The following is a 12,879-nucleotide window of genomic DNA, read 5'->3' as shown; positions in this document are numbered from 1 at the left end:
TGGAGCCCTCGTACCCGGGGGTCGACGGTCTTCACCGTCATGGCTGACCAGCACGCCAGCGAGCAACAAAGAGCGAGAAAGCACCCAGCCGGCCAGAGCCATCCACACCGGCCCGGACAGCGCCAGGGACAGCAACATCAACAGCACCGGAGGAAACTGGCCGCCGGCGGCCACGTGGGACGCGGCGGCAAAGGCGGTGGCAATCGCGGCTCCGGTCCACCCGAGAGCCCGTGCGCTCACGCCTTCACTTCCCTCACATCACCGGCCGGTCGACTCGGCGAGACCATTATGTGGTGGCCCTTGACGGCCCCACCAGATCGAGAGGACGTGGAGCGAGGGGCTCGCCCGGGGCCCCATCAGTGCAGGGGGCGCAGTCCGGCCAGCGTGACCGTCACGAGGCGGTGCACGGCCGCCTTGGAGGGCAGCCTGCCGCCGGCAGTGAGAGCGTGTAGGCAGTAGGTGGCCAGCTCCTCGGGCGGGACGTCGTCGCGGATCTCCCCGGCGTGGGCGCCTTCGGTGAGCAGGTCCTGGAGGAATTCCAGAAGATGTCGCTGTGCTCGGTGGACGTGGTCGCCCTGGTGGAGCAGTACCGCCGGTTCAGTGCCGGGGTGGTCGTGAGTAATCACGGCGTAGGCCTCCAGGACGGCCTCGAGCCGCTCCGCAGGAGTCCCCGATCGGCTGCGGATCGCAGTGAGCCGTTGGAGGTGGTCGGCGATCTGGCGCTCATGCCAGGCGGCCAGGAGGGCCTGCGCGTCGGGGAAGTACTTGTACAGGGTGGCCCGTCCGATACCGCTCTGCTCGGCTACGCGCGACATCGTCACCGAGGTCAGCCCGTGCTGGGCCACCAGCGATGCCACGGCATCCAGGGCGGCATCGCGAACTGCCCGACGATGCGTCTGGATCGTCTCGCTCCACAGCTTCGGCATCACTTCAGTCTACGTATCGCCACCATGAAGACAGAATGATTTGAGGAAGACATACTGTATTGATAAATCGTGTCGGCTCCGGTGGGGCCTGACATCCGCCCGCAATCGAGGAGACCCCGATGGCCCACCAGTCCCGCGCTTCAGGTCCGGGTGATCCCGGCATGGCCCCCGACCATCGTCCTGGGGAAGGGATGCCACGCTGGGTGAAAGTCTCCGGGCTCGTCGTGCTGCTGGTGGCCGTGCTGGCCGTGATCCTCCTGCTACTGGGGGGGCCGGGCGATCATGGCCCCGGCCGTCATGGCCTGGCCGCCGGCTCCAGCGTCCTCGTGCTGGCCCACGGCCACGTCCCGTCGACATGACGATGGGACCGCGGGTGCGCAAGGCCGCCCTGCTCGCGCACGTGCTGTCCTCGGTCGGTTGGTTCGGGGCGGTGCTGGTTTTCCTGGCCTTGGCCCTCATCGGCTTGTTCAGCTCAAACGCACTCACGGTGCGAGGGGCGTATCTGGTGATGGAGCAGGCCGCGTGGTTCGCCCTGGTGCCGCTGGCCGCGGCCTCCCTGGTCACGGGCATCGTGCAGTCATTGGGCACCACATGGGGGCTGTTCCACCACTACTGGGTAATCTTCAAGCTGGGGATCACCGTCGTCGCCACCCTCATCCTGCTGGCGTACATGCAGACATTCGAGCTCATGGCCCGGATGGCTGCTGATCCAGGGGTAGATCTCGAGGTGGTGCGCAACCCCTCCCCGGTGCTCCATGCCGGGGCCGCATTGCTGGTGTTGCTGGCGGCTACGGTGCTGGCGGTGTACAAGCCAAGGGGGATGACCCGCTACGGGTGGCGCCGCCGACGTGAGCGGATCGCCCTATCTGCGCCACCTGCACGGCCACGAACCTGAATCGCGAGGCTGCAATCACCTCAAGGTTGGCTGGTCGGCTGCGGCTGTGAGCCGCCCGCGATGAGGGTTGGGGCGAAACGGCATGGGGCAGGTCAGAGAGTCAACGGAAGTCGGGGCAGTCCCTGCTCCACCGCCCTCACTGGCTCCACCGGATGTGAGCACCAGTCGAGGCAGACTCTCACGCGCCATGCCAGCCACAGCAGGTGAATTCCTCCGGGGCGGGCGCGGCCCGGAGCTGTTGGCTCCGGTCAGTTCTCGAGTGGGTGCCGGGGGCGGATCCAGAAGCCAGCTCCGCGCCCAGATCCGGGGTCTCCAAGGTCCCGCCCTGGGTCTCGACCAGGGCCATACTGATGGTCAGGCCCAGACCTCAGCCGCCCTGGTGGGTTTCCCGGCCGGTGTCGGCGCGGTAGAAGCGTTCGAAGACGTGGGGCGGCAGGTTGGCTGGGGGATGCCTTCTCCGGTGTCGGAGACCGTGATCGTGACCGCTTCGGAGGTGTGGTCGGTGCGCACGGTGATGACCCCTCCCGACAGGGTGTGGCGCAGCGCGTTCTCCAGCAGGTTGCCCAGCACCTGGCCCATCCGCTCCCGATCGATCTGGTGGATTTCGGTCGCGGCGCACAGCTGGGCCGGCCATGGAGACCGGTTCACGTCTGAGCCCGTCAGCCTTTTCACGGGCCCGGCCACGTGTGCGCATGGAGATCATGATGGGGTGCGTCGCTCAGCCAGCAGGTCCGCCATGTACTCGATCTCGGAGGTCTGGCTGGTGGCGATCGGCTGCGCCAAGGACGTCACCACGGGATTGTCGGTGCGATCCAGGATGGCCTGGGCCATGATCGCACCTGCCTGGTGATGGGGGATCATCAACTCGAGGTAGAGCCGTTCGGCCTCCCGGCCTTCGGCGTCCTCCAGCTCGGCCAGCTGCTCGGCGGTGGCCATGCCCGGCATTTGCGCGTCTAGACCCGGTGTCGTGGAGTCCATGCCAGGCATGGACGTGTGGTCCTGCGCGCCGTCGTCCATCCATGCCATGGTCGGCTGGGACGAGGCCTGAGGCAGCCCCCATACGGATAGCCAACCGTACATCTGCCCAGCCTGTTGTTGCTGGGTGCGGGAGATGTCGTAAGCCAACCGGCGGATGTCCGGGTCTTCCGTGCGGTCGCGGACCAAGGAGCTCATATCCACCGCCTGCAAATGATGGGTCTGCATGTCGCGGGCAAACCCGGCTTCCGGGCTGCCCTCCGCCGGGGTGGACGACGTCGGAGCGCTCAGCTGCCCCACCGCCCAGCCGGCAGCTGCCAGTAGCACGGCCGCCAGCACCAGCAGGATCCACCGTCCCTGATGCCCTGCCAAGCTCCTGGAGGCGGTGCCAGTGCTCATGCAATCCGGCTGGGGGCATCGATGCCACCGGTGCAGGCCGCCCCGGGCTCCGGGGCCTCGGGGGACTGCCAGTACTTGGTCACGAACTGCTCCAGTCGCTCATCCTCCGGGGAGTCCACGGCCACCTGAGCCTCCCACGCCGAGACCATGATGGGGGCGCCCAGATCCTCGTAGGGGGAGAGCACCACGTAGGTGTCCGGGACAGCCTGGCGCAGGGCCTCAACCTGGTCCTCGGACAGGGCGGAGGGGTCGTAGGCGGCCCACACAGCCCCGTGCTCCAGGGCATGCACAGCGTTCTCCTCGGGCACCGGCTCGGTGTAGACCCCGCAGTTGAGCCAATCACTAGCGTGGTCCCCGCCCACCGGAGGGGACTGCTCATAGTCCACCGCGGTTTCCACATGGGAGTTGCCGAGGCCGTCGAGGGTCTGCAGCCCGGCGATCTCGATGTCCTCCCGAGCCTGGGGCGGGGGATCGTTGATCACCGCGACGGCCACCAGAGCCGCCACCGCCGCGACAGCCGTCACCGCACCCGCACCTGCCAGGACCCGCCGCCTGCGGGTGGCCCGGGCATCGGCAGCCCAGTGCTGATCCAGCAGCGCAGCACGTTCCTGCCGCGCCCGCTCCGGGTCCGTACCATCCGCCATGCGGTCTCCTCCAAGGGGCTAAAAAGGGTTCTGCTCCTAATGAACGGGCAGGATGGTAGCGCACTGTGCTGGGCCTTTCCTACAAGGCCTTCTTCGGGAGATTGTCGACTCCCCACCCGTGGACACGTCGGCGGGTGTGCCTGCTCGAGCGCAGGAACGGCGCATCCTCGGGCGGCTATCGACTGTCGACGACGGAGGAGATCCAAGGCCTGGGATGGGAAGTGAGGACCGGGTGCGCGCTCTTTGCTGGTCATTGAAGCAGGGACTGGATATAGAAGCTTCATAGGGGCACCCCCTGGGGCACCACGCACTGGTTGGCCGGCACGCCCAGCACGTAGTGCAAACCGGTTTTCTCTACGGTCCGGCGGAACGCCCAGGGCTGGCTGTGGACCGCATCAGCAGACACCTACGCCGCCGGCACGTGACACTGAACGGCGCGCTCGATCATGGTTGCGACCAGTTCTGGATTCATTGTGCAGCCGCGGCTGTCGAGGATGCCCGCGGCTGCACACCGGGAGCGGTCATCGGTCCACGCCTTCGGCAGATACCGCTCCCGGTCCAGGAACGTCCGCCCGGAACCGGTGGCGTAGGTGAGGAACACCCCGATCTGGTAGTTCTCAATCCTCCCCGCCGTGCCCAAGTACTCGCGGGCGTCCCCGGCCGAGCGGGTGTCCTTCTTGAGGAGTCCGGTCTCGTCCACCACCCGTACCCCGTCCGGGTCCCCGGGATAGGACACCGGTTGCGTCTCCGGGTGGCCACAGTGAGTTTTGAGTTTCATTCCCAGCTTTCTGTGCTTATGTGACCGCCATGAATCATCGACTCGGGAGACGGTCCATGCGGTGGATGGCCGCCGCCGTGCTGATCGGTGTGGTGACCTCCGCCTGCTCGGAGGAGCCTCCGGGCGAGCCGGCGCCGGCCACGACGGGGACTCCCACCGGTGCCCCCTCCGCGCCGGAGGACGTGGCCCTGCCCCCGGCCGGGGCGGGCTTCGACTACCAGCTCGGCGGAGCCTACGACCCACCGCCGGGCGCGGCCGTGGTCGTGCGCGACAGCACCGCACCCCCGGCCGAGGGCGCCTACTCGGTGTGCTATGTCAACGGTTTCCAGACCCAACCCGGAGCCGACTGGCCCGAAGACCTGCTCGTGCGCGAGGACTCCGGGGAACCGCTCGTCGACCCGAACTGGCCCGACGAGTACCTACTCGACATTTCCACGGCGGAGAACCGCGAGGCCATCGCCGACCGCCAGGCCGAGACGATCGAGCAGTGCGCCGAGGCCGGATACCAGGCCGTGGAGTTCGACAACCTGGACTCCTACAGCCGCTCGGAGGGACGGCTGGACCTCGACGACGCCGTCCCCCACGCGGCCCTGCTCGTGGACAAGGCCCACGAGCAGGGCCTGGCGGCCGCCCAGAAAAACACCGCCGAGCTTGGGACGCGCGGCCGGGACGAAATCGGCTACGACTTCGCCGTGACGGAGGAGTGCGACCGATGGGAGGAGTGCGAGGACTTCACCGAGATCTACGGCGAGCACGTGCTCGACATCGAGTACACCGACGACCTCCGGGGCAGCGCCGAGGAGGTCTGTGGCCGCGACTCCACCCCGGACAGCACAATCGTCCGGGACCGCGACCTCGTCCCGGAAGACGAATCTGGTTATACCTACCTCCGATGCTGAGGAACCAGCGCGGAGAGAGCGCGTTCCCAGTGCTGTGCCCGGGATGGGGACTGTTGAGGGAGGGGTTGCCTCCTCGAGCCGACCCCTGATGTCGGTGCGCCGCGGGGCTGTGCTTCGGCGGCCTGTGCCTTGTGATATTGATGTGCAAAGGTTGGAAGCTACGCGCCCTACAGCGCCCGCCCACCAGCTTGCGTCCGCTGGCGAGGCGGTGCGCGCGCCCCTGCGTTGACTGGACACGACAGTCCCGTACGGGTGGCTTGCGCACCGGCAACGGTCGATACACGAGCGCTCATCCTGGCCGCCTCCCCGTAGCTGGCAAGACAAGAACTGGCCCAGGGAATGAGGGTTCCGGCGCCGCTGGGGAACTGTCTGGGCGCGACTGCTACTCTCACCGGCGGGCCCCGCGCGGGGCCCGCCCCGACCCCAATCCCGCGAGGCGACCGTTCCATGCTGCTTTTCCCGGCCCTACTGTCTGTCCCCGTCCGGCAGGGCATCCCCTCCCCGGACTGGTCCGGCTTCTCGGTCGGCCCGCTGACCGTGCACGCCTACGCCCTGTGCATCCTCGCGGGCATCGCGGCGGCCCTGTGGCTGACCACCCGCCGCTGGGCGGCCCGGGGGCTGGACCCGGAGATCGTGTGGGACGTCGTGATGTGGGCCGTCCCCGCCGGGATCGTGGGCGCCCGCGTCTACCACGTCCTCATCACCGACCCGGCCGGCTACTTCGGCCCGGGCGCGGACCCCGTCGACGCGCTGCGGATCTGGGAGGGCGGTCTCGGGATCATGGGCGCCGTGGCGTTCGGCGCTCTGGCCGCGTGGTGGGTGTGCCGCCGGCACGGGGTCTCCCTGGCCGTGTTCGCCGACGCCGCGGCGCCCGGCCTGCTGCTCGCGCAGGCGATCGGGCGCTGGGGCAACTGGTTCAACCAGGAGCTCTTCGGACGGCCCACCACCCTGCCGTGGGGACTCGAGATCGACCCCGGCAGCGCGAACTTCCCGGTCGGGCTGCCGGCGGACACCCTCTTCCACCCCACGTTCTTCTACGAGTCCCTGTGGAACCTGCTCGGCGTGGTGCTGCTGCTGGCCCTGGACCGGCGGTTCCGCCTGGACGGCGGCCGCCTGTTCGCGCTCTACCTGATCCACTACGGCCTGGGCCGGATGCTCATCGAGCTGTTCCTGAGGATCGACCCGTCCCTCATGGTGCTGGGCCTGCGCGTGCACGTGTGGACCGCCCTGGGGGTCGTGCTGCTCGGCTTGGCACTGTTTGCGGCCCTCACCACGCGCCGCCGCCGTAAACGGTCCGCGAGCCCCGCACCGAGGGGCCCAGTCACATCATGATGCGTGGCCTTAGAACTTGTTTCATAATGCGGTGAGGCGTCTGTGGCAGATCAGCGCGCAGGCCAGTTGCAGCAGTCCGAGATGGAGGTCGGCCCGGCGTTCCCACCGAGTCCGGAGTCGCTTGTAGGAGTGCAGCCAGGCGAAGCCGCGCTCCACCACCCAGCGATGCCGGCCCAGCCCGGAACCATGGGCGACGCCTCGACGGGCGATGCGCGGAGTGATCCCGCGGGCGCGCAGCAGCCGCCGGTACTTGTCGTGGTCATAGCCACGGTCCGCGAACAGTTCCCGGGGCTTGCGGCGGGGCCGACCACGCAACCCGCGGATCGGCGGAATCGAGTCGACCAGGGGCAACAGCTGGGTGACGTCGTTGCGGTTGCCGCCGGTGAGGGTGACCTGTAGCGGGATGCCGTTCGCCTCAACGATCAGGTGGTGCTTGGAACCGGGCCGGCCGCGATCGACGGGGCTGGGCCCGATGTGGTCCCCCCTTTGAGGGCCCGCACGTGCGAGCCGTCCACAGCGCACCGGTCTAGGTCCAGTGCCCCGGCCGCGCGCAGCTCAGCCAACAGCACTTCGTGTACCGCCGGCCACACTCCGGCCTCGGTCCAGTCCCTCATGCGCCGCCAGCAGGTCACTCCGGAGACGCCGAGCAGGTCCCGGGGCAGCTGGTTCCAGCCGAGCCCGGTCTTGAGCACGAACACGATCCCGGCCAGAGCTGTCCGGTCATCGGCGGGCTTGCGCCCTGGGTGCTGGTGGCGCCGGGGTGGGCGTGGTGGCAGCAACGGCTCGACTCGCTCCCACAGCGAGTCCGGTACGAGATCCCCCATCATGCCCACCAGGGTCACCGAGGACCCCGTCAGCACTCAAGGGCTACGTCGAACTCATTATGAAATGACCTCTTAGTACTACAGTCGCGTTTGTAAGGCATGGCCGTGGGCTCTGTAGTGGCGTTCTTTGGCGCGGTGCTGGTGTTTGCGGCGCCACCGGGAACAGTTCAGGACGGTCTGTGGCTCTGGTGGTGCGGCCCAGATCAGCAGCACGAGCAGGTGCCGGATTTCGGGCAGGCTCAAGGCGATGAGCTGGCTGTCGCTGCCGGGGTGGCCCCCCTTTTTGCCGCCGCCCGGGTCCGGGTGACGGTGAGGAAGGCGTGGGCGAGCATCGCCAAGGTGCTGTGCCGGTACCACCCGGTGTACTGGCGCACCTGGTACTGATCGAGTTCGGTCTGACCCTTGGCGGCCTCGTTGGTCTCCTCGATCGCCCACCGGGTCCCGGCGATCCGGGCCAGTTCGGTCAGGCCGACCCGGGGCGGGGCGAAGCACAGGTAGTAGGCGATCTCAGTGGGGTCGCTGATCGACCGGCGGGCCAGCAGCCAGTACTCACCGGCCGGGTCGAGCATCCCGTTGACCCGCACCCGGGCCCACCCGTAGCGGCGCTGCCCCTTGGCGCCGTCCCCGGCCGCGCGCACCCGCCAAGCCTGCCCCGGCAAGGACGCGATCAGCTCCTTGGCCCGCACCTGGTGCCAGGCCAGGGGCCCGGCCTTCGGCCACACGGCCTGGCTGGCCAGCACGCCCAGCACGTAGTGCAGCCCGGTCTCCTCCACGGCCCGGCGGAAGGCCCAGGCCTGGCCTGGCCGTAATAGGGTATCGGCGGTTACCCATGTGGCCGGTACGTGGGCGGCCACGGCCCGTTCCAACATGGTCGCGGCCAGTTCCGGCTTCGTGGCGAAGCCCCGCTCCTCCGGGATGCCCGCGGCAGCGCAACGGTCGGGGTCCTCGGTCCAGGCCTTGGGCAGGTACAACTCCCGGTCCAGGAACGTGCGCCCGAAGGCGGTGGCGTAGGTGAGGAACACCGCGACCTGGCAGTTCTCCGTCCGCCCCGCCGTGCCTTCAGTACTGCCGGGCGACCCCGGCAGAGCGGGTTCCTTTCTTGAGGAACCCGGTCTCGTCCACCACCAACACTCCGCCCCGGTCCCCGAGATAGGACACCACGTAGGCCCGAAGGTCATCGCGCAGCGCGTCCGGGTCCCAGTCCGTGGTCGAGAGCAGCCGTTGCATCGCATTCGGGGTCTTCTGGCCAGCCTGTTCCGAGATCGTCCAGGAGTTCTTCCGCTCCGCCCCTGTGAGCAACCCCTGCAGGTAGGCCATCGCGTTGGCCCGGGGCTCCGCCCTCGCGAACCGGCCACCGATCAGCTCCGCAACTTCCTCCAGACCCTCGGCCACCGCCACGTCCTCGCTTATCACACCATGATGAGACCGGCCACTACCCCTTCACAAGCGCGACTGTAGTACTAAGGCGAGACGTTCCGTCCGGAAGTCGGGAGGAGTTGGAGCGCATCCTCGCCTTCGGCCCGGACACCACGTTCGAGGTGTCCTCGTGGTGGTTGGGGGTCATCACCCGGCACGCCAACACTCCTCTGGCCATCGCCTCGAGCCTGGGAGCAGGTCTAACCGTTCTCGGACTCTTTTTGCTCCTCGCCCAGCGGGCCGGCGCCTGGTTGTTGCCGATCTCATCGATCGGGGTCATGACCTTGACCTTGTATTCGGCCCTGTTGGTGCTGCTGTCCTTCGGGGTCCACGACGACCGGCCCGTACTGTGGTTCACGATCTATCTCACCGCCGCTGTCTTGTTCGCGATGATCTGGCGACGCCTCCTCGGTCAAGGCCCCCTCGAGCGGCTCGTATCGATGGCCACGCGAGGTGCCGGCATCAGAGTAGCTTCTGCGCCTCGTTGAGCTTCCCGTCGATTTTGCAACCCGATGACCGGCACCGACGGGCCCTTGGATCGGCATCGGTACTGGATCATGTTCCCCGGTGGGGTCCAATCGTTCTGGTCCGTACCCGCGCGGGCCCTATTCCTCCTCCGAAGAGCGGGTCCCAACAAGCTTCGGCTTCGCTCCTCCAGCATTGCGATTAGGGGTGGTGGCCGTCATGAGAGGATTAATGCATGTCCGACTCTGCTTCCCCGGCTGGCGCCCCGCCCGACGGTCCCCGCGGCTACCGCCCGCCCTCGTCTGGAGACTCCGGGGCCGGGATTCTTTACAAGGAGAAGCTCTTCGCGGCCTGGTGGATGTGGTTGCTCGTGGTGCTTGCGGGAACCACAGCTTTCCTCGCCCTGGCCCCGATCAACCTTTGGGCCGCCTCGGCTGCCGCGGCGGTGCTCGCCGGGGGCACCGCCGTGGCGCTGTTGGCTTCCATGACCTCCATTGTGATCACCGGCAAGTCGCTGCAGGTCGGCCGGGCCCGCATCGAGCGCCGGTTCGTCGGGGAGGCGGAGGCTTTCCGCGGCGACGAGGTGCGCCTAGTGCGCGGGCCCGAGCTCGACGGCAGGGCCTTCATGAACTTCCGGGTTTCCGTGGGTCCAGTCGTGCGGATTCACATCACCGACCCCGTCGACCCGACCCCGTACTGGCTGACGTCCACGCGGCACCCGGAGCGCATCGTCGAGGTGCTCTCCACCGGCGGCTGAGAACGGCGCCCCTGCGTGTCAGGGTGAGTTGAGTCCACTGGTTCACAGCAAGTCCGCCTGACGCAGGGCGAGATCAGGATCGATCACCATGATCAGTTCCACGTTCTCGTCATCATTGTCCGCGGTCGCCGATGATGGGGTGATCAGCAATTCTTCCCCTCGTGCCGGTGGCTTGTCCGGGCGCCGACCATTCACCCCGTAGCAGAAGCGGGCCCATCGGGCGCCTACGAGCACCCCTGTGAGCAGCAGCAGGGCGGGGAGTACCTGCCCCGGGAGGAGCTGTACTCCTCGCTGATCTCCGAGTGGCGGTGGCTGTGCGACTCCGGCGTGCTGGAGGGCAGAACCGCCGGGGAGGCGATCGGTCAAACAAGTCCTGAAGCCTTACACATCAGGGACCAGCATCCACTCCGATTGCACGCGGGCATGTCTGGGCGGTTCCCGTCCTGTGAACCCCTGGCCCCGCCCAAAAGGCGGGGTCAGGGGTACTGCGGTGACGAGCAGTATTAGGGCGGCGATGAGTGCCTCAAGCATGGTGCGTCGCTGCAGCACGTGTAGTTCCCGGGGAAGCCATTCCAGGGGTGGGGCATGGGTACGTCCGTGAAGAACACGTGGTCCACACCGATTGTGACGGCTATGGCCTGGGCGGCACGCAGCTCGTCCGGGGTGCAGCTATGCACCAGGTGCCAGCTACCTGGTCCGCCGGAAAGCTCCAGGGCGGCGTAGTCGTGGCCGGTCCCTTCGAACTCGCAAGTGATGTCTAGGATGTGCGCCAGTTCAGGGGCTGGAACCGTTCCCGGGTTGCCAGCCACGTATTGGACCCCGGCTTCACGCAACCGGGCCACGGTCTCCAGGGCATCGTCGACGGCGCGAGAGGATCCGGGCTCGGAACCCGACGGGAAGCGGTCGAGCATCACCCCGCGAATCCCGTAGCGCTGTTCCCAAGCGGCGGCGTCGTCCAGGACGTCTTCGAGTGAACGCATACCGTAGTCGAAGTCGATGTAGCCGAGCAGCAGGAGACCGGGAGCGGCGGCGCTCAGCCGGAACAGCGCGGGACCGTAGTAGGGGTCGTGCTCGTCGCCGGGGCCGTCGTGCACGTTGACCACGGCGAACCCGTCTGCGAGTCCGTCGGCTCCTGCGAAGCGCTCCGCGAGCTGGTCCCACGCGTCAGCGCCTTCGGCGGGATGGAGGTACCAGGGGATCCCCAGTCGCAACGGCGAACGGGGGCTCATGTGAAGACCCGTGCGTCGGAGAACTGGTGAATGAGCAGTGCCAACCCAACGGCGATGGCCAGCGCGCTGACCGCCAGGACCAGTCCGCCGGTCATCGCTGCCACCACCACCATGACGAGCACGGCCAGGAGGGCCGGGACCAATCCCTTTACCTGTGCTCCGAAGGCCGTGAGCACCGAGGACAGGGTGGCGAGCACGGTGAACAGCACACTGCCCAGGACGGTGCTGGTCAGCCGCTCCTCTTCGGCGCCCGTAACCGCCACGATGAGCACGACCAGCCCTGCCGCTAGGAGGGCGACGCTCAGAATGGCGAACGAGGCCAGGCCCCAGGCGAACCGGCGAGACCACAACAAGGACGAGGATCGATGGGCGAACCAGGAGAGACGTCGCCGCAGCACGACGATGCCAGGATCGGTGATGGCCACCATCAGCACGGCGGTGGCCACGAAGGCCGTGCCGTGGCTGTCGGGCACCACGGAGAGCGCGATGACCAGCGCTCCGGACAGCAGCACGGCCTGTGTCACTGGCACGGCGATACCCCGGATCTCCGCGAGGTCTGTCTGGTCGGCATCCTCACCGGAGCGCACGGTGTATACGGTGTAGAGGACAATCACTGTGACGGCCGCGATCGCCGGCAGGACGGTGAAAAGTCCCGTGGCCTCATTGCCCTGCGGCATGGCTAGCCAGGCGGTCAGCTGCACGACGACGGCCACACTCATCACCGTCAACGGCAGTGTGATCCGGTCCAGCACCGCGAGCAGGGACACCGCCAAGGCGTAGGCGACCCAGCCGAGGATAAGGTAGAACCCTGGTGCTCCGAGCTGGCCCGTGAGCACCAGGGCGCCTGCTGCGGCCAGGGCGAGCACTGCGCAGGCCACGGCGACGACACCGCCGTAGCGGGCGGCACGGTCCTTCGAGTCGAAGCGTAATCGATACCAGGTCACGCCCGCGACGGCCTGGCCAAGGACCCATCCTGCGCAGCCCGCCACGATCATCTCCAGAGACCCCGCCCCCAGCTGGGCCTGGACGAGTCCGGCTAGCACGGCGCCGCTGACGAGCAGTGCTGCACGCATCCAGGCCCTGATCACTGAGTACGCCACGGGCGTCACCTCCTCCGGCGTCCGGTGCAGGGGTCCGCGGTCGGCAATCTCGCCCGCGAGAGCGAACACGGAGTCGTAGCCGTACCTGGTGAACAGGGAACGGTCGCTGTAACCGCGGGACTCGATCCGTGCTGCGGCGTCGAAGAGGTCGACGACCTGGCCCTCGTCGGCGTCGAATTCGCGGGGCAAGATCCGCCCCTGGCCGTTCTGGCGCTGGGGCAAGGGCTGGGTGATTGGTTC

The 12,879-nt window shown here is 67.9% G+C and carries 13 protein-coding genes and 2 pseudogenes; 6 read left to right on the top strand and 9 right to left on the bottom strand.

The window, feature by feature from the left end; translation table 11 throughout:
• Positions 1-356: 356 nt before the first annotated feature.
• A complete protein-coding gene (locus ACZ2G1_RS10980; protein WP_470376769.1) occupies positions 357-926 on the bottom strand; it encodes a TetR/AcrR family transcriptional regulator in 570 nt (189 codons plus the stop codon).
• A 203-nt stretch (positions 927-1,129) separates the two neighbouring features.
• Between ACZ2G1_RS10980 and ACZ2G1_RS10975 the strand changes: the two genes are divergently transcribed.
• Together ACZ2G1_RS10975 and ACZ2G1_RS10970 are read left to right on the top strand one after the other, a co-directional pair.
• Positions 1,130-1,285, top strand: a complete 156-nt coding sequence (locus ACZ2G1_RS10975) for a hypothetical protein (RefSeq protein ID WP_470376768.1) — start codon at positions 1,130-1,132, stop codon at positions 1,283-1,285.
• A 14-nt stretch (positions 1,286-1,299) separates the two neighbouring features.
• On the top strand, positions 1,300-1,821 hold the full coding sequence (locus ACZ2G1_RS10970; protein ID WP_470376767.1) for a DUF2269 domain-containing protein: 522 nt from the start codon (positions 1,300-1,302) through the stop codon (positions 1,819-1,821).
• Between the two features lie 354 nt (positions 1,822-2,175).
• Here the strand turns inward: ACZ2G1_RS10970 and ACZ2G1_RS10965 are convergent, their stop codons facing one another.
• The 4 genes and pseudogenes from ACZ2G1_RS10965 to ACZ2G1_RS10950 form a co-directional block, all read right to left on the bottom strand.
• Positions 2,176-2,469 (bottom strand): ATP-binding protein, encoded by a 294-nt coding sequence (locus tag ACZ2G1_RS10965; protein ID WP_470376766.1) that lies wholly within the window; start codon positions 2,467-2,469, stop codon positions 2,176-2,178.
• 51 nt (positions 2,470-2,520) lie between these two features.
• Entirely contained in the window at positions 2,521-3,195 is a 675-nt protein-coding gene (locus ACZ2G1_RS10960; protein WP_470376765.1) for a DUF305 domain-containing protein, read from the bottom strand.
• On the bottom strand, positions 3,192-3,839 hold the full coding sequence (locus ACZ2G1_RS10955) for a DUF3105 domain-containing protein (protein WP_470376764.1): 648 nt from the start codon (positions 3,837-3,839) through the stop codon (positions 3,192-3,194). Before ACZ2G1_RS10955 ends, ACZ2G1_RS10960 begins: the two co-directional genes overlap by 4 nt.
• 423 nt (positions 3,840-4,262) lie before the next feature.
• Positions 4,263-4,563 (bottom strand): annotated as a pseudogene (locus ACZ2G1_RS10950) (transposase); the annotation flags it as partial.
• Between the two features lie 119 nt (positions 4,564-4,682).
• Between ACZ2G1_RS10950 and ACZ2G1_RS10945 the strand changes: the two are divergent.
• Both ACZ2G1_RS10945 and lgt read left to right on the top strand, forming a co-directional pair.
• The gene (locus ACZ2G1_RS10945; protein WP_470376763.1) at positions 4,683-5,516 is read left to right on the top strand and encodes an endo alpha-1,4 polygalactosaminidase; all 834 of its coding nucleotides are present in this window, start codon (positions 4,683-4,685) and stop codon (positions 5,514-5,516) included.
• 447 nt (positions 5,517-5,963) lie between these two features.
• Positions 5,964-6,848, top strand: a complete 885-nt coding sequence (lgt, locus tag ACZ2G1_RS10940; RefSeq protein WP_470376762.1) for a prolipoprotein diacylglyceryl transferase — start codon at positions 5,964-5,966, stop codon at positions 6,846-6,848.
• Positions 6,849-6,869: 21 nt separating this feature from the next.
• On the opposite strand, the gene ACZ2G1_RS10935 is transcribed toward lgt, so the two are convergent.
• Positions 6,870-7,675, bottom strand: a protein-coding gene (locus ACZ2G1_RS10935) for an IS5 family transposase (protein ID WP_470376661.1) whose coding sequence is annotated in 2 segments (ribosomal slippage) — positions 6,870-7,336 and positions 7,336-7,675 — 807 coding nt in all. Because the reading frame shifts where the segments join, the coding sequence is not laid out codon by codon here.
• A gap of 236 nt (positions 7,676-7,911) precedes the next feature.
• A pseudogene (locus ACZ2G1_RS10930) lies at positions 7,912-9,082 on the bottom strand (IS701 family transposase).
• Positions 9,083-9,168: 86 nt separating this feature from the next.
• Here ACZ2G1_RS10930 and ACZ2G1_RS10925 point away from each other — a divergent pair.
• Both ACZ2G1_RS10925 and ACZ2G1_RS10920 read left to right on the top strand, forming a co-directional pair.
• Positions 9,169-9,576, top strand: a complete 408-nt coding sequence (locus ACZ2G1_RS10925; RefSeq protein ID WP_470376761.1) for a hypothetical protein — start codon at positions 9,169-9,171, stop codon at positions 9,574-9,576.
• Positions 9,577-9,788: 212 nt separating this feature from the next.
• Entirely contained in the window at positions 9,789-10,310 is a 522-nt protein-coding gene (locus ACZ2G1_RS10920) for a DUF3093 domain-containing protein (protein ID WP_470376760.1), read from the top strand.
• A gap of 503 nt (positions 10,311-10,813) precedes the next feature.
• On the opposite strand, the gene ACZ2G1_RS10915 is transcribed toward ACZ2G1_RS10920, so the two are convergent.
• Together ACZ2G1_RS10915 and ACZ2G1_RS10910 are read right to left on the bottom strand one after the other, a co-directional pair.
• Positions 10,814-11,539, bottom strand: coding sequence for a spherulation-specific family 4 protein (locus ACZ2G1_RS10915; RefSeq protein WP_470376759.1), 726 nt, complete (start codon positions 11,537-11,539; stop codon positions 10,814-10,816).
• Entirely contained in the window at positions 11,536-12,861 is a 1,326-nt protein-coding gene (locus tag ACZ2G1_RS10910) for a hypothetical protein (protein ID WP_470376758.1), read from the bottom strand. The genes ACZ2G1_RS10915 and ACZ2G1_RS10910 overlap by 4 nt, the downstream gene beginning before the upstream one ends.
• Positions 12,862-12,879: the final 18 nt, after the last annotated feature.

Source organism: Kocuria sp. KKT182 (assembly GCF_055635395.1).
This window is presented reverse-complemented; position numbering and strand designations above follow the sequence as displayed.